This is a genomic window from Candidatus Paraluminiphilus aquimaris (assembly GCF_026230195.1).
Classification (GTDB): Bacteria; Pseudomonadota; Gammaproteobacteria; order Pseudomonadales; family Halieaceae; genus Luminiphilus; species Luminiphilus aquimaris.
The window spans coordinates 644,675-667,630 of sequence record NZ_CP036501.1 but is presented as its reverse complement, the minus strand read 5'-3'; the positions used below and the strand labels follow the sequence as shown (position 1 = coordinate 667,630).

Here is a 22,956-nt window from a genome sequence, read left to right as displayed (position 1 = left end):
GCAATAGCTAATCTGCGGCAATTAGCTGTAAATCCACCGTCACGGGGATAGAGCGACTAATCGCATTCAGCCCGGCAATGCTTTGTAGCGCGGCAACCCCTGCTTCCAAACCAAACTCTGAAGCGGAAATCACAATGGGCTGTGTGGTTGTCACACGCACGGTGTCACCTGTTCTGGCCGCGGCAAGCTCAGCCTTTTTAGAAACTGTATTCCCATGCAGCGTAACGGCTACCGAGACCGACGCCGCAGCGTTCCCACCCGATTCAAGCGCGGTTAACTGATCTTGAGTAAGCTGAGCTGACACGGTGGCTTTCGGGAAGCTCGCGACATTAAAAAGCATTTTCTGTAGACGCTCGTTGCGAATACCAACGCCCGTCTCGACTGAGGTTAAATCGATGTTTACAGCGACAGCACCGGCGCCCGATATACGTCCTGACACCCGCTCAAAAACGTTGTTCTCACCCACGACGTTGTTTTTGATCGATACGAAGCCAATACGCGACGCCTCATCCACCACCCAATCAGCCTGCGCCGGAAGCACTGCGAAGATCGTTGACGCAAGGCCCACTGTCGCAATTAGTAACTTTTTCATTGGATATATCCCTTTAAAAAACGGCAGTAAAACATGTTGTCACCACACGACTCTGTGCAAAGGTCGTGTACGAAAGCACGCTCGAGTGAGTGATTACGACAACGAGGGTATAACAGCTCAGATCAAAACCAACTGGCTTGTCACGGCTTGGTTCAAAAAAGCTCGCCGGCGCCGTTTACGATCGCGCTGACCTTAAGCACGTCTTAACCACTACATCACCTAGTCCTCACTAAACGAGCGGTTAAGCCTAAGACCCGGGGTCTGCGAACCTTGATGCGCCTACTCTACACGTCAGCGAGGTCGCCTTTAGACTCCAGCCACTGGCGTCGATCGCCCGCTCGCTTCTTCGCAAGAAGCATGTCGAAAACACTGTTTGTGTCATCGTCTGCATCGAGCACAAGCTGCACCAAACGACGCGTATCGGGGTACATGGTCGTCTCACGAAGCTGCGATGGATTCATTTCACCCAAGCCTTTAAAGCGCTGAACATTGGGTTTTGACCGCGAGTTCTCAACCGCTATGCGCTGCAAGATCCCATTTTTCTCTGACTCATCAAGCGCGTAATACACCTCTTTCGCAACATCGATACGATAGAGCGGCGGCATCGCCACAAACACATGTCCTGCGCGCACCAGCGGCCGAAAATGTCGAAGGAACAGAGCACAAATCAGCGTTGCGATGTGCAACCCATCCGAATCGGCATCCGCCAAGATACAAACCTTTTGATAGCGCAGACCATCGAGATCATCACTGGCCGGGTCAATACCTAGCGCCACCGAGATATTATGCACTTCTTGGGAGGCAAGGATCTCTTCCGCGTCCACTTCCCAGGTATTCAAAATTTTCCCGCGCAGCGGGAGGATCGCTTGGAACGTGCGATCACGCGCCTGCTTTGCCGAGCCACCGGCGGAGTCGCCCTCAACGAGAAACAGCTCACTGCGTGCGGGGTCTTCGATCGAACAATCGGCAAGTTTGCCCGGTAGCTGTGGACCCGAAGCAATCTTCTTGCGAACCACTTTTTTCGCCGAGCGCATACGCGCCTGAGCTCGGTTGATGCATAGCTCGGCCAGAATCTCGGCATCAGACGTATGTTGGTTAAGCCACAGTGCAAAGGCATCCTTTGCTACACCCGAGACAAAGCCCGCCGCTTCGCGCGAAGACAAACGCTCCTTTGTCTGACCTGAAAACTGAGGGTCAGCAAGCTTCGAGGACAGTACATAGCAACATCTATCCCAAACATCCTCCGCTGTGAGCTTAACGCCCCGCGGGAGTAAACTTCGGATCTCACAGAATTCGCGCATGGCTTCGAGTAAGCCCGAGCGCAAACCATTTACGTGTGTACCACCCTGTGCTGTCGGAATAAGGTTTACGTAGGACTCAGCCGTGACCTCTCCGCCCTCGGGCAGCCATTGAATAGCCCAATCGACAGCCTCTGTCTCGCCGGCAAAGCTTACCGTAAAGGGCTCCTCGGGTATGACCAAGTAGTCAATTGTCGCATCGGCTAGGTAGTCAGAAATGCCATCTTCGTAATACCACTCTTGCTTCTCGCCCTTTTTCTCGTCGCTGAGTGTGACGCGCAGTCCTGGACACAGTACCGCTTTGGCTCGCAGCGCGTGAATGAGCCGTGACATCGCGAAATTCGCGCTGTCGAAAAAGCTTTCATCGGGCAAGAATCGAATACCCGTACCGGTATTACGCTTCCCGCACTGACCCGTAATGGCGAGGTCTTCAACCTTGTCACCGTTCTCAAACGCCATGCTGTAAACATTGCCGTCGCGGCGAATCGTAATATCTAAGCGCTTTGAGAGCGCATTCACCACAGAAACACCCACGCCGTGTAAGCCGCCACTGAACTGGTAGTTCTTGTCCGAAAACTTTCCCCCTGCGTGGAGCGTCGACAAAATGACCTCAACACCCGGCTTCTTTTGCTCTGGGTGCAGGTCGACAGGCATGCCTCGCCCGTTGTCAGAAATGGTGATGGCACCATCGGTGTGCACAACCACATCGATTTGGTTGGCGTGCCCTGCGAGCGCCTCGTCCACCGAGTTATCGATTACTTCTTGAGCGAGGTGATTAGGCCGAACGGTGTCGGTGTACATGCCGGGGCGCTTACGGACCGGCTCTAAGCCAGTCAATACTTCAATGGCGTCTGCGTTGTACTGCGTCATGAATAAAAACTACCTTGACGATGAGTGGGGTCGGCCTTCTTTTCGGCTCGCTCAATGATAACCCGAGGAACCCATCTGAGGTCGGTTATTCTCATCCGAAATACGAAGAACTTCGGTTTGCACCGAGCCATTAGGCCGTAGCGTCAAACTTCGATAGCCCGGTTGGAGGTCATCGAGTGCAAAGTCCTTCGACTGAGGTGTAAATTGCACACAGGTCGAGGGCGTAGTGAGCATTCGGACGCCCGACACTACCGCGTCGCTTGCTTGGTGTACGTGCCCACTGATGATTAAGCTCCGATCAGCATAGCGCGCCAGCCTACCCAAAGCCTCAGCCGCGTTGCGAACCGTCTGCTCATCGAGCCACGCCGATGACATTGATCGCAAGGGGTGGTGTGTTGCGATCAATAAAGATTTGTTCTCGGTCGCCGCCTCATCAATGGCAGCGCTGAGCGCATCGAGCTCGGTCTTATTCAGCGAGCCTCCGACCTCTCCCTCAACCTGAGTCTCGAGCATCAAGACATCCCAAAAGGGTGTTCGAAGGCGTCGCTTCAAATGAGGTTCAAATGACGCAAAGGACGTGCGGATGTCGTCGTGATTACCCGGCAACCATAAACTCGGTATGTCGGTGCCCAGCAGACCCTCTAACTGCGCGTACGCCTGGGGCTGCTCGTCGGCCGCAATATCGCCTGTAATCAGAAAGCAGTCGATGGGGCCCGAGGCCTTAGCCGCGTCAATGACCGCACGCGCTGAGCGCTCGGTGTTCATGCCCAACAGCGCACCGTCAGCCGTGCCGGTTAGGTGTGTATCCGTGATCTGAACCAACCTCAGCTCATTGGAATGGCCCGAAAGGACGCTATCGCCATTGAGAAGGGGGCCGCTAGACATCGCCCGCCTCAAATACGGTTTCGTCGATATGGGCCTCGGATAAACACAGGCTTAATAGCTCGGATACGAAACTATTCTGCTGACGCTTTTCGTCCGGTTGATGCATGTCGGAGTTGGGGTAGTCATAGCGGGATTCTAAACGACGACCCGACCGTAATTTTACAACCTCAGCCATTGCCACATCGTGATACATCCGAAGATGCAGGTTTGAATGCATATGCTGGGGAAGCCCCGCCGCGTGGTAATTAATACTGAGGGTCGTAGTGTGGCGGTCACGCTCAATAACGGTCATCACGATCAAACGCGAGCCCAACTTAAAGCGCCGCTCGTTCGCTTGCTGATAGTCAGGGAACAAGCTGAGTAAGCGCACGTAATTCGCCTCACAGAGCGCGTGTAGCTCTGTGAGATCCATGTGAAACCGCTTCCTTTTCCGACTCTCTTGCACCAAACCGAGGTTGCCCCAACTGTCTTCGTCGCGCTTAACTGTACAAAGTGTAGCAATCAATAGCGAAAATTGTGTCAATACAGAAGATGAACGTATTTTCGCCGCCACTACGTATACGATGTTAAACTCCGCGCCTCTTAAGGTCTAAGACACAATCAAGGAAATTTGAATGGTTTCTCATCTTGTAAGACGAGCCACCGCAGCGGCGATTGCAAGCACAACATTAATTTTGGCGCCCCTTGCCTCGGGCGAGAGTCTGTTGGATATCTACGAGATAGCGCTCGATAACGACGCGCAACTCAGAGCTGAAACCGCGCAATACCGTGCAGACCTTGAACTGAAAACGCTGGCGCTTGCCCCCCTGTTACCGCAAGTCAATACAGGCGTCTCGCGCTCAATGCGAGACAGTGAGAACACCCGGCTTAGTATTGTTGACTTTGACAACGGCAACGTTGTCATTCAGAACCAAACAACGGGCTCGCGCACCTACACCACACGCTACGACATCAGCCTATCGCAGACGCTTTTTGATCTCTCCGCGTGGTTCGACTGGAAGGCAGGTAGCGAGCGAAGTAAGCAGGCCGAGGCCACCGTTGCAGCGGCGCAACAAAACCTCATTGTGCGCGTCTCCGAAGCCTACTTTGGGGTATTAAGAGCCCAAGATAACCTCCGCGCGGCAAAAGCTCAGGAACGTGCGCTCTCCAGACAGCTCGAGCAAACACGGCAGCGCTTCAATGTTGGCCTCATCGCCATAACCGACGTCTATGAGGCCGAAGCGCGTCATGACCTTGCCGGCGTTACACGTATCATTGAAGAAAATAATGTCGCGGTAGCACTTGAGCGCTTGTCGGTGCTAACCGGGCAACAACACGGCCAGCTGCGGTTGCTAAGCGAGGCATTTGCGCCCGAGCTCCCGACGCCCACCGACCGCTCAGCTTGGGTGGACTTCGCTTTAGAGAACAATTTCGAGTTGGCTGCGGTTCGGTTTGCCGAAGAAGCGGCGCGACAAAACGCAAAGTCTCGGCAAATGGGCCACGCCCCCCGCGTGAGTGCACAAGTAAGTTATGCAGAGAGCGATACGGCCGGTACGGTCACGCCACCGAATGCGTTTAACCTACCGCCCAATTCAGAAGGCGAGGACGAGTCGTTTCAAATCCGACTCGATATGCCTTTGTACGCCGGTGGGGCTATCAGTGCTAACCGTCGTCGTGCCGCAGAACAATTCAACGCAGCACGAGAGAATCGTATCAATCTCACTCGTAATACCATTACCGCATCGCGCTCATTGCACATGACCGTGAACTCCGATGTCGCACGCGTAAACGCCCGAAAGCAAGCGATCAAATCGACTCAGAGCGCACTTGATGCCACCGTTGCCGGCTACGAAGTGGGTACACGTAACATTGTTGACGTTCTAAACGCGCAAAACGCCGTATTTAGCGCTCAGCGCGATTACGCGAACAGCCGTTATGACTACGTCCTGAACAGTATGCGACTCAAAGAGAATGCGGGTACGTTGTCACCTGAAGATATCGCGGCGCTTGAGGCTTTCTTGGTCGAGCCAGAGGCAGCATCGGCCTCCGAGGACGGCTAAAAACGAGGAATCGGGCCTTTATTCAAGGGCCCCCTCGAACTTTAAAACCTGCTTAAAGCAGCCCCTTTAATAAATCGAGCTGACGCCGTGTTGCACCGCGGCGCGTCTCGATAAAGCTGCGAGCACGCCGGGCCTCGCTATCTTGCCCTTCATTTTCCCAAACACTCGCCAAGCGATCTGCGAGTTCGTGCTGGTCCGTCACAACACGGATAGCACCGCCACGCTCCATATCCCTGACGATAGTCGCAAAGTTAATAACATGCGGTCCGGTAATAACCGCGCAACCCCAGGCGGCTGCCTCGATCGGGTTGTGTCCGCCTCTGGGTACCAAGCTACCGCCAATAAACGCCGCATCCGCCAGGCCTAAGAAGGCACTTAACTCTCCCAGCGTATCGATCAACAGAACATCGGTTTCAATGGTTACCGGCAGGTTGTCGCTGCGCTTTTGGTACTTAAGGCCTGCTTTCGCTAAGAGCTTGATGATGTCCCCAGTTCGGCTTGGGTGCCGCGGCGCCAGCAAGAGACGTGTCGATAACCCACGCTCACTCAACGCCTGATAGGCGTCGATAACAAGCTGCTCTTCACCGGGATGGGTGCTCGCTGCGGCCCACAGAGGACGAGATTTGATATCACGCCCCAATTCCTCAGCAATCACCTCAAGCTGACTGCGCCGGGCGGCGAGATCGATATCGAACTTGATGCTGCCCACAACGTGCATTGCCTCTGGCTCAGCGCCAATTCGCCGAAAACGACGGTCATCTGACTTGGACTGTGCGGCGATAAGGCTGAAACCGGCCAGGGTGTCGCGCGTAAACCTACCCAAACGCGCATACCCACGCGCCGAGCGGGCGGATAGGCGGGCATTTACCAAGGCAACAGGAACTCCCTGGTCGCGCGCAGACGCCATGACGTTGGGCCAAATCTCAGTCTCGACCATGACGATCAGCTGGGGCTGCCAGTGGCGTAAAAAAGCGCCTGTGACCAGTGGCGTGTCAAACGGAAACCACGTGTGTTCGACGCGGCTACCAAACAATTTCTGTGTTTGCTCCGAACCCGTCGGTGTTGTGTTGGTAATCAACACGGCTTTGTCGGGCCACTCGAGCAAAATGCGCTCAACCAACGGGGCCACCGCCAGCAGTTCGCCGACAGAGACTGCATGAACCCAGATTAGGCCATCACCCGAGCGAATACGGCTGGGCAACCCAAGCGCAAAGCGGCGCCACCACTGTCGCCGGTATCCGGGCTCGCTCACACTCTTTACCAGTAGCCGCAGCACGAAAAGTGGCGACAGCAAGGAGATCAGCAAACTGTAAAAAAGACGCGCCATAATGATGAAAAGTGATGAAGGTTCAAGGATTCGGTCGTTACGCCATATACTGACGCTTTTTGTGGAGCCTACCATGACACCGACCCGGTTTGCCGACGTAAAAGGTTTCCTTCCTGAAAATGAAGCCGTGCAACTCGCGGATTGGGCCCGTGATGTCGCTTGCCTTGGTCCGCTGCTCGAAATCGGAAGTTACTGCGGCTTATCCACCCTCTGCTTGGCGGAAGTGGCGAGAGCGTCAGGGACCATCGTGTTTGCTGTCGATCACCATCGCGGCAGCGAAGAGCATCAAGTGGGTGAATTCTTCCACGACGAAGCACTGGTTGATGAAGCGGGAAACTTTGACTCGCTACCCGAATTTAGGCGCAACCTGCAGGCTTATGATGCGGAAGATGTGGTTATTCCCATTGTGGCTCCCGCAACACTTGCGGCTCAGCATTGGACGACACCCCTTGGCCTCTTATTTATCGACGGTGGTCACAGCCTCGACGCCGCCTTGGCCGATTATCGAAATTGGTCTCAACATGTTGTGAAGGGTGGGCTACTGGTCATCCATGACGTCTTCCCGCATGTCGCGGAAGGCGGACAGGCGCCCTACGCTATATGGCAGTTGGCAAAGCAATCTGGTTTGTTTGAACCGGTGGCGACTTGCGAGAGTATCCGCGCGCTGCGCAGGCTTTGAGTTAAGTACCTAACCTTAGCTGATCGGCAACACCTGCGGTCGACTGATCAACCTCGGTAAACAAGCGGCACGCCGGGGTGTGATGACTCAGCGCATCGGCAGCAAGCATCACAGCACCCGAGGTCCAGGTCGGCTGCTCAAGCGGCCAAAGAACCTTCTCGACAAATTGGTACCCTGTCCAAAAGACACCCGCGTCGTCACGCCACTGCCACAAGGTGTCGAAAAGCGTATGCGCGCGGCCCGTCTCACCCACTGACAAAAGTGCCATGGTAAGTTCGCAGGACTCTGCCACCGTCACCCAAGGCTGATGATTTTCACACCGGCAGCCGAGCCCCTCTTCTACAAACTCATCCCAGCGCGCGTTGATCCGCTCCAATCCCTGCTCACTTTGGAAAACGCCCGCCAAAACAGGGTAAAACCAGTCCATCGCGTAACGCGACTTACTCTCCCAATTACGGTCAAACCGCTCAGGTCGGTGTCTCAGTGCCGTACCCAACTTCTGTCGGGCAATGCGCCACTTAGGCCTCAAAACGCCGACTGTACGTGCAAGGTGTAAGGCACATTCGAGCGATTTGTAAACGGAGCTACTCCCGGTCACAAGCGCGTCGTCCATCGGCGCACCCAGCGTATCGCAAGCCCAGGCCACCTCGCCGTGCTCAGACTGCATCGATATAACAAACTCGATAGCGGCATCAACGGCGGGAAAGAGGCGATCCAAAAATTCCCGGTTGCGGGTAATCAAGAAATGATGCCAAACACCGGTGGCAATATAAGCGACATAATTAGTCTCTCGACGGGTGATGTTGGAAGGCTCACCATTAATGTATGAAGCCCACCAACTTCCATCTTCGAGCTGCTCGTTGACGAGCCAGTCGTAAGCACGCTCTGCCGCTGCGAACTCGCCGGCAATACTGAGCCCCATTGCCGCCTCAGTATGGTTCCATGGGTCGGTATGTCCGCCCTCAAACCAAGGTATTTCGCCGTTTTCACGCTGAGCCGCGATGAGGTAATCAACCGTCGTCTTCAGGTCCGCCTCGGGATAGGGATACGATTTTGGAGGGGTCATGGCCATAGCAAGAAACTACCTCACATCCGAGTTTTCGGCCGCCAACATATCAACCTGTTGTCGATCGAAGTAAAGCGCAACACTCTTACCCATCCACGGGTTCATAACCGCGTCGAGCAGCCGAGTAAGCAACGGTCGCTTCATTAAATCCCAAACGAGGAATTGATGATAAGCCCGCAGCAACCACGGCTCCTGTTCTGCATGCCAAAACAAACACTTCAACCACCAGTAAGGCGCGTGCAGCGCATGAGCGCCGTGCCGCCGAACGCCTTCAAACCCATAGCGCTCGATTTCACGCTGAAGGTGCGTGGCATTGAAGATACGTATGTGACCGCCGGGGGTTTTAGGGTAGTCCTTACTGAGGAGCCAACAGATTTTCTCAGGCCAAGCCCGTGGCACTGTGACACACAACTTCCCGTCGGGTTTCAGCACGCGGTCAATCTCTTCGATGAAGCTGATGTAATTAGGGATGTGCTCCAAAACCTCGGAACAAACAAGCCGGTCAACCGAGTTATCCGCAAGAGGAAGTGTCATCCCGTTAGCCTGGATAAAATGTACGTCGCCCGCAGGGTGGTAGGGCGCCATATCAGCGATACGCGATTGCGCCGTTTGCAAGTCCGTATAAGCGAGATCGAAACCTAGGACCGTCACACCCTCTGCTCTATGAGCGGTAAGTGAGTGCCTACCCTCACCGCAACCAAGGTCCACAAGGACATGGCCGCTCTTCAGGTCAAAGTAATCGAAATCGACGGTTAACATGAGGCAATGCGCTCTCGGTAATACGCTTCCATGCGCTCAGCACAGCGCTCCCAGCAAAAATGCCGTTCAACTCGCTCGAGCCCCCGAGCCGCATACTCAGCTCTGAGCGACTGGTCGTCAAATAATCTGCGAATTTGTTGAGCGAGGGCATCGCTGTCACCCGGCGACACAACCAGAGCCGCATCAGATACCACCTCAGCTAAGGCCCCGCCGCTGGTGGAGACAAGGGGCACGCCACACGCCATTGCCTCGACTGCGGGCAGGCCAAATCCCTCATAAATAGAGGGTACAACCGCCACACTTGCGAAGGCATATTTCTCAACCATCTCCTCATGACTGATGCCTTTACAACATTCAATGCAGTCGGCAAGCCCAAGGGAGTCAATAAGCCGCTGCGTCTCGCCATCGGGTTTAGGGCGACCCACTAACGTCAGCTTCATTTCAGGGTACTCAGGTCTGAGTAACGCCATGGCTTTTAAGAGATAAGAAAGACCCTTTAAGGGTGCGTCAGCAGAAGCCGTTGTCATAAGGCGATGGGGCTCTCGCGTTGTCTGCGGCGCGGGGCGAAACAACGTCGTATCGACGCCTAAATGCATAACAGAGATTGCCTCGGGCGAGACACCGAAGTCCGTACAGATGTCAGTGGCTGATGCGCTCGACACCGTGACCACCGACTTTAACTGTGGCGCTACGCGCTTTTGCATCAGTAAGAAGCTATGCCAGCGATGTATCAATAACCGCATGTACCACTTAGGTTCCGCCTCAAGCGCCACACGATAGTCGCGGGTAATCGGATGATGGATTGTCGTAACAAGTGGCAGGCCTCGAGCTTGAAGATCGAGAACACCATCGGCAATGGTTTGATTGTCGTGGATGATATCGAAGTCTTGTTCGCGACCAATGAACCACCGTTTTACTCGCTCACCAAAGGTATAGGGTTCCGCGAAACCACCGGTCAATTTGCTGAACCACTCAATGCGTTCAAGGCGCGAAAAAAAATGCCGAAGCCTCACCGAACCCAGTCCGTGCTCGTACAAATCGAGGCTATCGAGCTTTACTAACGCAATGTCGTCATCCAATTCGGGATAGGGCGGGCCTGATATAACCGTGACACTGTGGCCTCGCTTGCGCAAATACCGAGAGAGGTAATTGAGATAAACCCCTTGCCCGCCGGAGTGGGGCGCAGAACGATAACCTAACAAGGCAATGCGCAGGGGCTTTAAGGCGCCGCCCGGTGACGCAGTGGCGCTATGAGGTAAGGGAGAGTTCACGCAAAGGTAACCACTAAATTTGGCACGGAGTATGCCAATACAGCTTTCCCGACACAACAAGGGCTTCTGCAAGATAAACCTTTGAACAACCAGCGCTCTGTCGTTTTATCTACGTTCGCTTTCACTTTTAAAACCACTCGCCAAGTCCGGCATCTAAACATTGCCTTCAAGACTTTATGGCTGACCTTTCGTCAGGTGTTTGGAGATCCACTCGCAGCACCGACTAAGAATTTCGTCTTGTTCTGGCTCGTTAAACAGCTCGTGATACATCCCCTCGTAGATCGTGCATTGTTTATCACTCGATCCGAGTGTCTCCACAAATTCCTGAGACGCAGCGGAGGATGTCAGTTGATCGGCTTCGCCATGAAGTAACAGCACGGGGAGGCTGATGTCTTGTGCACGGGACATGACGCTCGCACCTTCGTCAAATAAAGACACGACCATCCGCGCGGGGATGTTTTGATGATGCACAAGCGGGTCCGCAACGTACGCCTCCACGACTGCTTGATCTCTACAAATGGCGTTGGCATCAAGCTCAAGCGCTTTCAAGCCTGGTGTCAGGGCACTAAAGACTCGCAAAAGGAGTACCTGCCACGAAGGGGGTGGGGTGGGAACACCCAGAGCTGGCCCCGTCATGATAAGCCCCTCGTAGTCTTGCTCAGCGCTTAACACCACACTGGCTGCAATCAGGCCGCCCAAACTGTGTCCTACGAGGAAAACCGGCAAGGCGGGCATCTCTTTTGCAATGTGGGCACGCAGCTCCGAGACGCCCTCGGTTAAGTCGGTAAATCGATTGATAAAGGCACGCTTGCCTGGGGAATGTCCGTGACCAAGGTGATCCAGCGCAAAGACACTAAAGCCAGCCGCATTAAAGGCGGCGGCAACATGTTCGTATCGCCCCGAGTGCTCACCCAAGCCGTGGCTTATAAGCACAACCGAATCGGCCTGGCCCGTGGCCGGCCAGAATCGATAGAACAGACCGCTACTCAGCTCACCCGTTACCTTATCCATCCTCGCCCCTTATGTGATGCGCCGTTTGTGATGCGCCGGTTGTGATACGCCGTTTGTGACACACCACTGCCGTGCAGGCCTCACGTCACTTTGAGTGTTTCTTTTTTACTTATTCGCTTACGGCAGTCAGCCAGTCACCATATTGCGTCTCTTGACCACGAACCGTATCAAAGTAAATTGCTTGTAGCTTTTGTGTCAGTGGGCCACGGGAGCCTGTGCCAATTGCTCGACCGTCTAACTCGCGGATCGGAACGACTTCGGCGGCCGTACCGGTAAAGAAAGCCTCATCAGCGACGTAAAACTCATCGCGCGTAATGCGACGCTCCTTAATTTCGTACCCCAAATCAGCCGCAATGCGGAAAATGCTGTCTCGTGTAATCCCCTCGAGGCACGACGTCAGTTCAGGCGTATAGATTTTTCCATCTCGCACTACGAAGACATTCTCTCCGCTTCCCTCAGCGACATATCCTTCGTTATCAAGCATCAAGGCTTCTTCGCAGCCGGCGTCGAGCGCCTCTCGCAGCGCAAGAATCGAATTGATGTAATTGCCGTTGGCCTTGGCTTTACACATCGTGATGTTGACGTGATGCCGCGTGTAACTCGACGTCCTTACCCGAATGCCGCGGTCTCTCGCCTCGGGGTCCATGTAAGAGGGCCATGACCAGGCGGCAATCATCACGTGCGTCTTTAGATTGTCCGCTCGCAGCCCCATCCCCTCAGAGCCCAGAAAACACATAGGCCTAAGATAGGCTTCATCGAGATTATTCACCCTGACAACTTCGCGCTGCGCTTCATTAAGCGTTGCTTTGTCAAAGGGCATATCCATTTGCAAAATTTTCGCCGAGCGGAACAGGCGATCGGTGTGCTCTTTTAGTCGAAAAATACACGTGCCCTGGTCTTGCGTTGCATAGGCTCGAACACCCTCAAAAACACCTAACCCGTAGTGAAACGTGTGTGTGAGCACATGAACTTTCGCCTCTTCCCAAGGCACAAGCTCGCCGTCCAACCAAATTGATCCAGTCAGCTTAGACAGATCCATAGAAATCCCTTACATCCACCGCGCGGCCAAAACGTCGCGCATTATAAATTCGGCAACAAGTCTGCGCAGGCAGCCTTCGCTCGTGCCATTGACTCGACGGCCTGAGCGAGATCGTCCTGTGTATCATAGGACATGGCAATGCGATGCGTTGCAGCTCTTAATTGTAAATAAGCATCTCGCAAACTATTAGCATTATCTTCGCTCAAAATACCCGCAACCTCGAGTTCATCCACAATACGGATGACATCTGACCAGCGACAGATTTCCGGGCGCGTGGCAGCGTGATTGAGCACAAGGTATTGGACCACAAATTCAATATCGACAATACCACCCCGAGCGTATTTCAGATCGGTTCGCTTGGACTTGGACCCGACATCCCCTTGGTGATCGCGCATTTTTTGTCGCATCGATGTCACATCGTGCACAAGCGAGCTGTTGTCACGTCGTTGCGAAAGAACCGTCACACGAAGCGCTTCAACCGCGTCTACCAGCGTTGGTCCGCCGGCAATGACGCGCGCACGAACCAGTGCTTGATGCTCCCACGTCCAGGCGTCGGTCTCTAAATACTTTTTAAGTGCAGGAAGCGAGGTGACCAATAAGCCAGAGTCGCCATTGGGGCGAAGTCGCAAATCGACCTCGTACAAGCGTCCGCCCATCATATTAGTGGACAAAATATGAATGACACGCTGCGCAAGTCGAGTGAAGAAACGCTGATGATCGACCGCCTTTGCACCCGTGGTTACACCCTCTTCGCCTGAAGCAATAAAGACAAGGTCAAGATCCGACTCATAGCTCAGCTCAATTCCGCCTAACTTGCCGTAAGCGAGGACACAAAACGCTGCACCGTTAGCCGGTTCGCCGTATTTTTTGACAAGATCGCGGTAAGCCACGGCTACCGCGCGCTCTACAATGACCTCTGCAAGAAAACTTAGATTATCACTGACCTTCATGAGGGGAATCGAACCCTCAAGCTCACTAACAGCGACTCGAAAGGTGATTGCATCCTTTAGGCGGCGCAGGTGCTGCATCACAGCCTCTAGGTCATCAGGATCGACATACGTCGTCAGCGCGTCCAATTGTTCACGAATATCTTCCTTGCTCGGCACTGTGAATAACCGCTTAGGGAATAGTAGCTCGTCCAAAAGCTCGGGCGCTTCACGGAGTTTGGCTGCAATTGACGGACTTCGCGCCACTAGGCCGACGAATCGCTCTCGCGCTTGGGGGTTTTCTGCCAACAATGACAGGTAGGCACTTCGCTTAAAGATGACCGTAACAATGGAGAGAATACGCGTCAGCGCATCGGCTGGTTGAGCGTGTTGATCTGCCTCCTTGACCAAGAGAGGGAGGACCTTTTGCAGGCGGTGCGTAGCCTCCGTGTCCATAATTCGAAAGCGCGATTCAGCGATAAACGTCTCTAGTACATCAAGGACCACCCCTTCTGATCTCAGCGATAACGCCCTGACAGCCGTTGTATCTAAGGTGGGTGTCTCGGAGTCCAGGCCTAAAATGAGATCAGCCTGTTCACTTGAGTCACGAAGTAGCGCTTCAAACTCAACCGCGATGGCTCGTCGACTCGCTTCAGTGGCTGTCGCCAGTGTCTGCCAATCCTCATAATCGAGAAGCTCGCAGAGTGCGCCTTGATCCTGTGGTCTAGAGGGCAAGGTGTGCGTTTGCTCATCTCTCAGCGCCTGAATCCCGTGCTCAAGCTGCCGCAGATAACGGTAATTCACCCGTAAGCACTCGGCGACGTCTGAGGGTATACATTCTTCGCTCGAAAGCGCCGCAACTGACTCCTTGAAGCTTACTTTTTGAACACTGGGGATTCGGCCACCGCGCACCAGCTGATGCGATTGAACGATGAACTCAGCCTCTCGGATCCCGCCAGGGCCGCGTTTTACGTCATTGACCAGTCCCTTTGTGATGCGCTCGGCATCGATCAGTGCCTTCATCGTACGAAGACCATCAATCACGCCAAAGTCAGTGTAGCGCCGATAGACGAACTGGCTTGCCAAACGCTGAAAAGGCGCCGCCTGCTCCGAAGGACCCGTGATACAACGGGACTTTAACAGGGCATAACGCTCCCAGTCGCGACCGTGTTGCTGATAATAATTTTCGAGCGACCCGTAGCTCGCCACCAGTGCACCGCTGTCGCCAAACGGCCTCAACCGCGTATCGACTCGGAACACGCGCCCATCGACAGTCACCGCGTCAATGAGCCGAATGACAAGCTGAGCAATCCGGGTGAAATACTCCTGATTACTCGTGCTTGTGCGGCCTCCCTGTGTCGACCCCGTCTCGTCATAAATAAACATAATGTCGATATCGGACGATAGATTGAGCTCGCGGCCGCCAAGCTTCCCCATACCAACGACGATCAGTTTTTGGGGTGCACCTGTATCGTCTCCCACCGCATGCCCGTAGCGTTTACTCACTGCGTGCTCCGCGTAATCGACTGCGCAGCGAATGACAAAATCTGCAAGCTTGGTCATTGAGTCGAGTGTCTCGTCAAGACCGTTTGGACTCGTAAAACTTCGCCACACGGTATGCAGCATTGCCCTTTGCCGAAGTACGCGAAGGGCTTTAATGACGCTCGCTTCATCCTGGCTCTTGAGATTGTCAGCAAGGGTGGCCGCTAGCAGTGTATCGATCGAGGGCTGACTAAAATCGGCCTCATGCTCTAACCAGTCAATCTGACGTTCAGCAAGGGTGCGGAAAAATTCGCTACCCCTTAGAAGGCGATTTGTCGCGCCCTCTGCTGCGCAACCATCAAGCGATAAAACGAGACGTTGATAACGCTCATTGCCCAGTCGGTTAGCAAACAGTTCTAGCTGGTCTTGCCCTGACATCAGTCCCCTCGCTGGCCCCTCTCTATCGCCTGCACGCTTGCAGAGCTTCTCTACACACACCTTTACGCTGAACCGGTATAAAGCACAAAGGGTATGAACAAAAACTAACTCCGAATATACTTCACCCGGCTTGCAGGTTTCATGGGTGAATTGACCGCAATAGCCCTGCAAAAATGCTCATTAACCTTGAATTATGTAGCCCCGTAGGACGACAACATGGCAGTGCTCGCCGCGAACAGCTCGATCATACTATTTCTAGTGCTGGGCCTCGGCGGCTTTCTGGCGTGGAGTTGCGGCGCCAAGAGTGGGCAGAACGCGGTGATGTCATGGATCGGTTCAGGCGCAGTCGACTTGAAGCAGGTCACTTTTATGCCCCCCGTTCTATTGATCGGCTTTTATCTCTCACTTAACGCCTTGTTAGGGTAATTGGGGCACGCCGCCGGATGAGTAATACAGACACCATTGATTGGTTCCGAAATACCGCGCCCTATATCAATACGCACCGAGGTACAACGGTGGTTGTTGGACTCAGGGCTGGTGCGGTTTCCAGTGAAAACTTCATCAACGTTGTACACGACCTTGCACTGATGCATTCGCTTGGCATGCGACTGGTGATCATTCACGAACACGACGCGCTCGAGAATGCACCCTTAACGCATGACGCCATGAGCGCTTTGCTCGGTGCCATTTCGCTAGAGCGCAGCCAAATAGAGCGCATGTTCTCGATGGGTCTGCCTAATTCACCTCTGCACAACGCGAAGCTACGTGTCATCAGCGGCAATTTCGTAACCGCTCGCCCCGCAGGTGTATTGCAGGGCATCGATCACGGCGCGCTGGGCATTGTCCGGCAGGTTGATGTCGCAGGCGTTACACATGCACTCGACGGCGCCGCCATTTGCTTGCTCTCTACAATCGGCCACTCCGCCGCAGGTGACGTATTCGCTGTTAATGCACTCGAGCTTATGCGAGTGGTCAGTCGAAGCCTCTCCGCCGAAAAGCTAATTGTCATGTCTGCGCACGAGGGCGTTACAACGGCCGATGGCGATTTAGCGCGACAGCTTACCGTGGATGCCGCGCGCGGATGCATCGCTTCAGCACCGGCAGGTATGGATGAGAACATCAGGCTAGCCTGTGATGCCTGTGATGCGGGTGTTCAAAGGGTTCATCTTGTCAGTTACAGCTGTGACGGTGGCTTAATCAAGGAGCTTTATACGCATGACGGTGCGGGTACGCTGGTTTCCTCTGATGAGTACGAACAAATAGTTACCGCGCAAAACCATGACTTAGCGGGCATTCTTGAGCTTATAAGGCCGCTACAGCAAGAGGGGATTCTCGCTGACCGCCCCAACGAGCAAATTGCAAAAGACCTTGAGTGCTTCACCGTCATTACAAAGGACAGTCGCGTTATCGCCTGCGCGGCGCTTCATCCAAATATGACGGATGCGATCGGTGAGATTGCCTGTGTCGCAACCCATCCCGATTACCGGGAGTCAGGGCACGGTGAACGCCTTATTGAAAAACTCGTCGAAAATGCACGCGAACTGGACCTCAAGCAGGTGTATGTGCGTACTACTCAAACGGGACACTGGTTCCGGGAGTTAGGCTTTAAACCCATCGACGGGGATGCACTGCCGCCCGCCGAGCAAGCGAAATCGTCCAGAGACCGAAATTCGAATACGCTGATACGCGCGACTCAATAGCGCCGTTCGCGACCACAGGAGAAACACCATGCCCGAGTATCGTTCCAGAACCTCCACCGCCGGCCGGAATATGGCCGGAGCGCGAGCGCTTTGGCGCGCGACAGGCATGAAGGACGACGATTTCGAAAAGCCGATTATTGCCGTCGTGAACTCGTTCACTCAGTTTGTACCGGGCCACGTTCACCTAAAGGACCTAGGACAGCTGGTCGCGCGCGAAATCGAAAATGCCGGAGGCGTTGCCAAAGAGTTCAACACCATCGCAGTCGATGACGGCATTGCCATGGGGCACGACGGTATGCTCTACAGCCTGCCATCGCGTGACATTATTGCGGACTCGGTTGAGTACATGGTGAATGCGCATTGCGCGGATGCCATGGTCTGTATCTCAAACTGCGACAAGATTACGCCCGGGATGTTAAACGCCGCCATGCGTCTCAACATTCCCGTGGTCTTCGTGTCAGGCGGACCCATGGAAGCGGGCAAAACAGCGCTTTCAGAGCATAAACTCGACCTCGTAGATGCGATGGTTATCGCAGCCGACAGCAGTGCGGACGATGCAAAAGTTGAGGCTTATGAGCGTTCTGCCTGCCCCACATGTGGCTCCTGTTCAGGCATGTTCACTGCAAACTCTATGAACTGCCTGACCGAGGCGCTCGGACTTAGTTTACCGGGTAACGGTTCTTTGCTGGCCACCCACGCCGACAGAAAGGCGCTGTTTTTAGAAGCGGGCCGAGTGGTCGTTGATCTCACTCGACGTTATTACATCGAAGACGACGCCTCCGTACTTCCACGAAATATTGCCAATCGTGCCGCTTTTGAGAATGCGATGTGTCTCGACATTGCCATGGGCGGCTCGACCAATACCATTTTGCATTTATTAGCTGCCGCGCAAGAAGCCGAGCTCGATTTCACGATGACCGACATCGACGCGCTTTCGCGCAACGTGCCCCAGCTGTGCAAAGTGGCGCCGAGCACCCCCCTCTATCACATGGAGGATGTCCATCGCGCAGGGGGTGTTCTCGCCATTTTGGGCGAGCTCTCACGATCAGGAAAGCTCAACAGCGACTGCAATACAGTTCACAGTCCGAGTATTGGAGAAGCCATTAGAAATTGGGACATCACCACCACCGATAACGCGGTCGCTCTTGAACGCTTTAAAGCAGGACCAGCGGGTATTCCAACGCAGGAAGCGTTCAGTCAATCAACACGTTGGCCGGCACTCGACTTAGATCGTGAAGGGGGCTGTATTCGCTCAGCGGAACATGCCTACTCTGAAGAAGGCGGCTTAGCCGTACTGTTTGGCAACATCGCTGAGGACGGCTGTGTCGTTAAAACCGCCGGCGTTGAAGACGAGCTCCTCGTTTTTGAGGGTAGGGCGCACGTTTGTGAGAGCCAAGAGGATGCAGTGGCCGATATTCTCGAAGACCGCGTAAAGGCCGGCGATGTGGTTATCGTACGGTATGAAGGTCCGCGTGGTGGCCCTGGCATGCAGGAAATGCTCTATCCCACGAGCTACATAAAATCGAAGGGCCTGGGCAAAGCCTGCGCACTGATTACGGACGGTCGTTTTTCTGGGGGCACCTCTGGACTGTCAATCGGTCACGTGTCGCCAGAAGCTGCCGCAGGGGGTGCAATTGCCCTAGTGAACAATGGGGACCGAATCTTGATCGATATCCCGAATCGCACAATTAACGTTCAGCTTGATCAGGAAGAGCTCGATGCACGCCGTGACGTCCAGGCGGCGACAGGCTTCAAGCCAGTCAAAAGCCGACCGCGAAAAGTGAGTCCCGCACTGAAGTTCTACGCGAAGACGGTAACCAGTGCTGACAGAGGCGCGGTGAGAGATCTATCCCTGCTCGACGACTAAGCGCTCGGCAACCGACGCGCTTGTTAGCGCATCAATATCATCGATAAGGCCTTTTAAAAACCGTCGCATCCGGCGGTCTTGCCGATCTGTGCGCGAATTAATGACGTCGACCAGCAGTGACAGTATGACTTCTCCGTTGTGCTCGATCCCCGCCACGTAGTCAGGAATTCGCGCCTCAGACCGTGTCTCTCCGAGCTTTCGCACTTCATCCTGCCAGCCAGGACTTTTCGTTTCGAGTAACCGCCTCAATTCGCTGCCCCAGCGTGCACGGTCGTCGTGCCAAAGACGGTCAAGACGCATAAGCTGCTTGCTTCGCAGGCTTATATCTCCCTTCTGCGCTGTGTTTAACCGCCCCATCAAGCGCTTAACCAAATCCGTCATTGTCTTAGCTGAGTCCGCGTAATAGGTCTCCTCGTTCCTGACCAATCGGTCCTCGGCATACTTGGCTTGACTCTCATCAAGCACGTCTAAAAATGCTTGTATCTGCTCATCCGAGAGGTCCTCGCCAGTCGCGAGCAATAACTCAATAAACCGCGCTTGAAAGCGATCCGCCGCCAAGTCTATTTCCTCTGAAATGACGACCGCCTCCTCAAGCGTTACGCCCTCTTCAAGCGTTGCCAATGCGTTAACAATAAAATCGCGATAGTGCGGTAGCTCTTCACTGCGATGCCAACGCAAGAACTCATCGAGCCGCGAATCAAACGCTGCTTGTTGGTCTCGTGTTAGTGTGACGTAATCATCCGCCGCCCAGCGAATAAAGGTATCAGCGCGGTTATACAGCAGGCGGTTTGCAGAGCAGCTCGCAAGGGTAAGTGTGCAAACGAGCGAAAATATCAGTAAGCGACAGCGCGGCCCTCTAAGCAAAAGCATTCAGGCTGCCATTCGAGCAATATCACCGCCGCCCTTTTTTGCCTCGTAAAGCGCCTCGTCGGCCCGTTCAAGCCAATCGTCTGGCGAGCTAGATTCGTCGACAGCGCACACACCAAAAGAAACCGAAAAGTGGGCCTTATCGTCTGATAAATGCTCCCTTAGCAAATGCCGAATATCATTTGATACCTTCAAGGCGTCATGCGGTTTCGCATCCGCAAGAATCAATGCAAACTCATCCCCGCCTATGCGAAACAAAAGGTCCGAGCCGCGAACACGTTGACGGGTAATTTCGGCGAAGGATTTCAGTGCATCATCACCAGCCCTGTGACCAAAATTATCATTAATTGTCTTTAAACCATCCACATCGATCAGCACTAAACTTGATATGCGATTAGTGCGAAGAAACTCGGCACGCCTTGCACTTAATTGTGTGAGTAAATAACGCCGATTCAAGGCGCCGGTAAGAGCGTCACTTGCCGCTAGCTGTGTTTGACGACGCATCTGCTCTTTTGCGAAGTGGACTACAATGCCCGAAGAAACCGCCAACATCACATTTTCCGGAATGAGGGGGTTCTCAGCAGCTAGTAGCACTGTCAATGCAGTGACAGCGAACGCGCCTGCGGCCACCGCAAGCGTAGGCAACAACCCTATCCAAATTAAATAAAATGGTAGGACACACATCAATTGGTAGTGAATACCGTGAACAACCTGCACACTGATGTTAAACACCATAATCGACATCAATAAATGGAGGCTCGCAATCATGTGCCGCGATGTTGAACGTACTTGCCACACGAAAAAAAGGGTAAGGGTGGCAAGAATGAGCGACAACCACATCTCGATATGTGGCTCTCCTCGCCGGGTAATATTTAGAAATCCCCCGGCCGTTATAAAGGCGGATAAATAGAGTACCGATGATCGCGTGAGATCGCGGACTTCAATACTATCCAACGGCAAAGATTGATACGACTTAGCGCTTGCAACGCGGCCTTCTGTCACTTTTTTAGTAAAGAGATTTCGCATCTAGCATCTATCCCCGAGGCTTTTGGTTTTGCCGTAAGATCAAAAATATAGCGCATCCTTTACCAGAAGTATGCCGCAGCAAACTGGGCGGATTACTTCCGCGAGATTATGCTGCGCGCATCCAGTCGCCGGTATACCGGTGCAACCCGGATAAAATAGCGGACATTGTTGCTTGCACGATATCGGTGCTTCGGCCCACACCGCACACGCGTGTACTGTCAATCGCGAGCTGCACATAGCAAATGGCTTCCGCATCCCCGTCTGAACCCAAGGTGTGCTCACTGTATTCAACAACAATGATTTTATGCCCGGTGTGTTGGGATATCGCATCTGTGAACGCACCTACCACACCGGCCCCATTCCCCGATAAAGTTGGGGAGCCCTTAAGTCCCTCAATTTGAACATTCAGCTTATCAACACTGTCATCGCGCGACAGCTGATACTTTCCCACGGTGAGCGCAGGTTCGTCTAATTTATAAGTACTTAAGAAAAGGCCATAAATATCGTCGGACTGCACCTCAGCCTCGGATTGCTCAGCAAGTGCCTGAACTGAGGCGCTAAAGTCGACCTGCAGCCAGCGAGGTAAATCGAGTCCATGGTCTCGGTTCAGGACATAGGCCACACCACCTTTCCCAGACTGGCTATTAATGCGAATTACTTCTTGGTAACTGCGGCCAATATCCGCCGGGTCGATTGGCAAGTAAGCGACCTCCCACAGACTCTCATCATCGCGCCGTGCGAGACACTTATTGATGGCGTCCTGATGACTGCCTGAAAAGGCCGTAAACACCAGTTCACCGGCATAAGGGTGTCGAGGATGCAGGGGTAATTGCGTGCACTCTTTACACACAGCAATCATTTCATCCATTTGCGAAAAATCGAGCATGGGATCGATGCCTTGGCTATAGAGGTTCATTGCCATGGTCACGATGTCCATATTACCGGTGCGCTCACCATTCCCCAGCAATGTGCCCTCAATACGATCAGCACCCGCCAAAAGGCCTAGCTCGCTCGCCGCCACAGCGCCACCGCGATCGTTGTGCGTGTGCAATGAGACAAGCAACGATTCACGGTGGTTCACATTGTCACAGAACCACTCGATCTGATCGGCATAGACGTTCGGCGTGCTCACCTCCACCGTCGCCGGCAAATTGATGATCATTTTATTGTCCGGCGACGGTTTAATAACGTCGATAACGGCATTGCATACATCGACCGCAAAATCCATCTCCGTGCCAGTAAAACTCTCCGGGCTGTACTCAAATACCCACTGGGTCTCTGGATACTGGGCTGCTGCCGCTTTCACAAGCTCAGCGCCCTTCACAGCAATCTCGGTAATACCAGCACGATCGAGCCCAAATACGTAGTCGCGCTGAACGGTTGAAGTACTGTTATAGAAATGGAGAACGGCACTGCGGCAGCCCTTGAGTGCCTCGAAGGTGCGTGTAATCAGTTCCTCTCTCGCCTGAGTGAGTACCTGTACCGTCACATCACCCGGAATGCGATCCTCTTCGATCAGCTTTCTCAAAAAGTCATAATCATGCGAGGAGGCCGACGGGAAGCCCACTTCAATCTGTTTGAATCCGAGATCTACTAACAGCTCCCATAGCCGCAACTTCTTGTCTGAAGTCATGGGCTCAATGAGCGCTTGGTTACCATCGCGCAAGTCGACACTGCACCACTGGGGTGCCTTTGAGAGGACCTGGTCAGGCCATCGGCGGTCTGATTTCTTTAGCGGCTGATAAACCGGGTACTTCCGGTGATCGAACACACCAAAATCTTTACTACTCATAGCATTATCTCGTTCATTCACG

General features: G+C 53.9%; 19 protein-coding genes. 5 read left to right on the top strand and 14 right to left on the bottom strand.

The window, feature by feature from the left end; translation table 11 throughout:
* Positions 1–7: 7 nt before the first annotated feature.
* The 4 genes from E0F26_RS03005 to E0F26_RS02990 form a co-directional block, all read right to left on the bottom strand.
* Positions 8–592 carry a YceI family protein gene (locus E0F26_RS03005; RefSeq protein ID WP_279242567.1) on the bottom strand — a complete coding sequence of 195 codons (585 nt, stop codon included), beginning with the start codon at positions 590–592 and terminating at the stop codon, positions 8–10.
* A gap of 284 nt (positions 593–876) precedes the next feature.
* On the bottom strand, positions 877–2,760 hold the full coding sequence (parE, locus tag E0F26_RS03000; RefSeq protein ID WP_279242566.1) for a DNA topoisomerase IV subunit B: 1,884 nt from the start codon (positions 2,758–2,760) through the stop codon (positions 877–879).
* Between the two features lie 51 nt (positions 2,761–2,811).
* A complete protein-coding gene (locus E0F26_RS02995) occupies positions 2,812–3,645 on the bottom strand; it encodes a metallophosphoesterase (protein ID WP_279242565.1) in 834 nt (277 codons plus the stop codon).
* Positions 3,638–4,057 carry a DUF1249 domain-containing protein gene (locus E0F26_RS02990; protein ID WP_279242564.1) on the bottom strand — a complete coding sequence of 140 codons (420 nt, stop codon included), beginning with the start codon at positions 4,055–4,057 and terminating at the stop codon, positions 3,638–3,640. The genes E0F26_RS02995 and E0F26_RS02990 overlap by 8 nt, the downstream gene beginning before the upstream one ends.
* A 202-nt stretch (positions 4,058–4,259) precedes the next feature.
* On the opposite strand from E0F26_RS02990, the gene E0F26_RS02985 reads away from it, so the two are divergent.
* Positions 4,260–5,684, top strand: a complete 1,425-nt coding sequence (locus tag E0F26_RS02985; protein ID WP_279242563.1) for a TolC family outer membrane protein — start codon at positions 4,260–4,262, stop codon at positions 5,682–5,684.
* Between the two features lie 52 nt (positions 5,685–5,736).
* Here E0F26_RS02985 and E0F26_RS02980 read toward each other — a convergent pair whose 3' ends face one another.
* The gene (locus E0F26_RS02980) at positions 5,737–6,936 is read right to left on the bottom strand and encodes a 3-deoxy-D-manno-octulosonic acid transferase (RefSeq protein ID WP_279242562.1); all 1,200 of its coding nucleotides are present in this window, start codon (positions 6,934–6,936) and stop codon (positions 5,737–5,739) included.
* Between the two features lie 148 nt (positions 6,937–7,084).
* Between E0F26_RS02980 and E0F26_RS02975 the strand changes: the two genes are divergently transcribed.
* Positions 7,085–7,690, top strand: a complete 606-nt coding sequence (locus E0F26_RS02975) for a class I SAM-dependent methyltransferase (RefSeq protein ID WP_279242561.1) — start codon at positions 7,085–7,087, stop codon at positions 7,688–7,690.
* A gap of 1 nt (position 7,691) precedes the next feature.
* On the opposite strand, the gene E0F26_RS02970 is transcribed toward E0F26_RS02975, so the two are convergent.
* The 6 genes from E0F26_RS02970 to glnE form a co-directional block, all read right to left on the bottom strand.
* Positions 7,692–8,762 (bottom strand): prenyltransferase/squalene oxidase repeat-containing protein, encoded by a 1,071-nt coding sequence (locus E0F26_RS02970; RefSeq protein ID WP_279242560.1) that lies wholly within the window; start codon positions 8,760–8,762, stop codon positions 7,692–7,694.
* 9 nt (positions 8,763–8,771) lie between these two features.
* Positions 8,772–9,515 (bottom strand): class I SAM-dependent methyltransferase, encoded by a 744-nt coding sequence (locus tag E0F26_RS02965; RefSeq protein ID WP_279242559.1) that lies wholly within the window; start codon positions 9,513–9,515, stop codon positions 8,772–8,774.
* A complete protein-coding gene (locus tag E0F26_RS02960) occupies positions 9,509–10,786 on the bottom strand; it encodes a glycosyltransferase family 4 protein (protein ID WP_279242558.1) in 1,278 nt (425 codons plus the stop codon). Before E0F26_RS02960 ends, E0F26_RS02965 begins: the two co-directional genes overlap by 7 nt.
* Positions 10,787–10,960: 174 nt before the next feature.
* On the bottom strand, positions 10,961–11,797 hold the full coding sequence (locus tag E0F26_RS02955) for an alpha/beta hydrolase (protein WP_279242557.1): 837 nt from the start codon (positions 11,795–11,797) through the stop codon (positions 10,961–10,963).
* Positions 11,798–11,906: 109 nt separating this feature from the next.
* Complete coding sequence (locus E0F26_RS02950; protein ID WP_279242556.1) at positions 11,907–12,836, bottom strand: branched-chain amino acid transaminase; 930 nt, start codon at positions 12,834–12,836, stop codon at positions 11,907–11,909.
* A 41-nt stretch (positions 12,837–12,877) separates the two neighbouring features.
* Positions 12,878–15,682, bottom strand: a complete 2,805-nt coding sequence (gene glnE, locus E0F26_RS02945) for a bifunctional [glutamate--ammonia ligase]-adenylyl-L-tyrosine phosphorylase/[glutamate--ammonia-ligase] adenylyltransferase (RefSeq protein WP_279242555.1) — start codon at positions 15,680–15,682, stop codon at positions 12,878–12,880.
* Positions 15,683–15,898: 216 nt separating this feature from the next.
* On the opposite strand from glnE, the gene E0F26_RS02940 reads away from it, so the two are divergent.
* Genes E0F26_RS02940 through ilvD form a run of 3 tightly spaced genes read left to right on the top strand, consistent with a single transcriptional unit; the run spans position 15,899 to position 19,249 of the window.
* Positions 15,899–16,108 (top strand): hypothetical protein, encoded by a 210-nt coding sequence (locus E0F26_RS02940; RefSeq protein WP_279242554.1) that lies wholly within the window; start codon positions 15,899–15,901, stop codon positions 16,106–16,108.
* Between the two features lie 17 nt (positions 16,109–16,125).
* Positions 16,126–17,382, top strand: a complete 1,257-nt coding sequence (gene argA / locus E0F26_RS02935) for an amino-acid N-acetyltransferase (protein ID WP_279242553.1) — start codon at positions 16,126–16,128, stop codon at positions 17,380–17,382.
* A gap of 28 nt (positions 17,383–17,410) precedes the next feature.
* Positions 17,411–19,249, top strand: coding sequence for a dihydroxy-acid dehydratase (gene ilvD / locus E0F26_RS02930; protein WP_279242552.1), 1,839 nt, complete (start codon positions 17,411–17,413; stop codon positions 19,247–19,249).
* Here ilvD and E0F26_RS02925 read toward each other — a convergent pair.
* From E0F26_RS02925 to leuA, 3 genes are all read right to left on the bottom strand, one after another.
* On the bottom strand, positions 19,229–20,119 hold the full coding sequence (locus tag E0F26_RS02925; RefSeq protein ID WP_279242551.1) for a DUF6279 family lipoprotein: 891 nt from the start codon (positions 20,117–20,119) through the stop codon (positions 19,229–19,231). The two genes, ilvD and E0F26_RS02925, sit on opposite strands and share 21 nt — an antisense overlap.
* Positions 20,120–21,142: a GGDEF domain-containing protein gene (locus tag E0F26_RS02920; RefSeq protein ID WP_279242550.1), complete on the bottom strand. Its 1,023-nt coding sequence runs from the start codon at positions 21,140–21,142 to the stop codon at positions 20,120–20,122.
* Between the two features lie 106 nt (positions 21,143–21,248).
* Positions 21,249–22,934 (bottom strand): 2-isopropylmalate synthase, encoded by a 1,686-nt coding sequence (gene leuA / locus E0F26_RS02915; protein WP_279242549.1) that lies wholly within the window; start codon positions 22,932–22,934, stop codon positions 21,249–21,251.
* Positions 22,935–22,956: the final 22 nt, after the last annotated feature.

Excerpts from the sequence above, each read along its gene's own strand:
- E0F26_RS03005 (WP_279242567.1), bottom strand. The coding sequence starts at position 592 with ATGAAAAAGTTACTAATTGCGACAGTGGGCCTTGCGTCAACGATCTTC.
- parE (WP_279242566.1), bottom strand. The coding sequence starts at position 2,760 with ATGACGCAGTACAACGCAGACGCCATTGAAGTATTGACTGGCTTAGAG.
- E0F26_RS02995 (WP_279242565.1), bottom strand. The coding sequence starts at position 3,645 with ATGTCTAGCGGCCCCCTTCTCAATGGCGATAGCGTCCTTTCGGGCCAT.
- E0F26_RS02990 (WP_279242564.1), bottom strand. The coding sequence starts at position 4,057 with ATGGATCTCACAGAGCTACACGCGCTCTGTGAGGCGAATTACGTGCGC.
- E0F26_RS02985 (WP_279242563.1), top strand. The coding sequence starts at position 4,260 with ATGGTTTCTCATCTTGTAAGACGAGCCACCGCAGCGGCGATTGCAAGC.
- E0F26_RS02975 (WP_279242561.1), top strand. The coding sequence starts at position 7,085 with ATGACACCGACCCGGTTTGCCGACGTAAAAGGTTTCCTTCCTGAAAAT.
- E0F26_RS02970 (WP_279242560.1), bottom strand. The coding sequence starts at position 8,762 with ATGGCCATGACCCCTCCAAAATCGTATCCCTATCCCGAGGCGGACCTG.
- E0F26_RS02965 (WP_279242559.1), bottom strand. The coding sequence starts at position 9,515 with ATGTTAACCGTCGATTTCGATTACTTTGACCTGAAGAGCGGCCATGTC.
- E0F26_RS02955 (WP_279242557.1), bottom strand. The coding sequence starts at position 11,797 with ATGGATAAGGTAACGGGTGAGCTGAGTAGCGGTCTGTTCTATCGATTC.
- E0F26_RS02950 (WP_279242556.1), bottom strand. The coding sequence starts at position 12,836 with ATGGATCTGTCTAAGCTGACTGGATCAATTTGGTTGGACGGCGAGCTT.
- glnE (WP_279242555.1), bottom strand. The coding sequence starts at position 15,682 with ATGTCAGGGCAAGACCAGCTAGAACTGTTTGCTAACCGACTGGGCAAT.
- E0F26_RS02940 (WP_279242554.1), top strand. The coding sequence starts at position 15,899 with ATGGCAGTGCTCGCCGCGAACAGCTCGATCATACTATTTCTAGTGCTG.
- argA (WP_279242553.1), top strand. The coding sequence starts at position 16,126 with ATGAGTAATACAGACACCATTGATTGGTTCCGAAATACCGCGCCCTAT.
- ilvD (WP_279242552.1), top strand. The coding sequence starts at position 17,411 with ATGCCCGAGTATCGTTCCAGAACCTCCACCGCCGGCCGGAATATGGCC.
- E0F26_RS02925 (WP_279242551.1), bottom strand. The coding sequence starts at position 20,119 with ATGCTTTTGCTTAGAGGGCCGCGCTGTCGCTTACTGATATTTTCGCTC.
- E0F26_RS02920 (WP_279242550.1), bottom strand. The coding sequence starts at position 21,142 with ATGCGAAATCTCTTTACTAAAAAAGTGACAGAAGGCCGCGTTGCAAGC.
- leuA (WP_279242549.1), bottom strand. The coding sequence starts at position 22,934 with ATGAGTAGTAAAGATTTTGGTGTGTTCGATCACCGGAAGTACCCGGTT.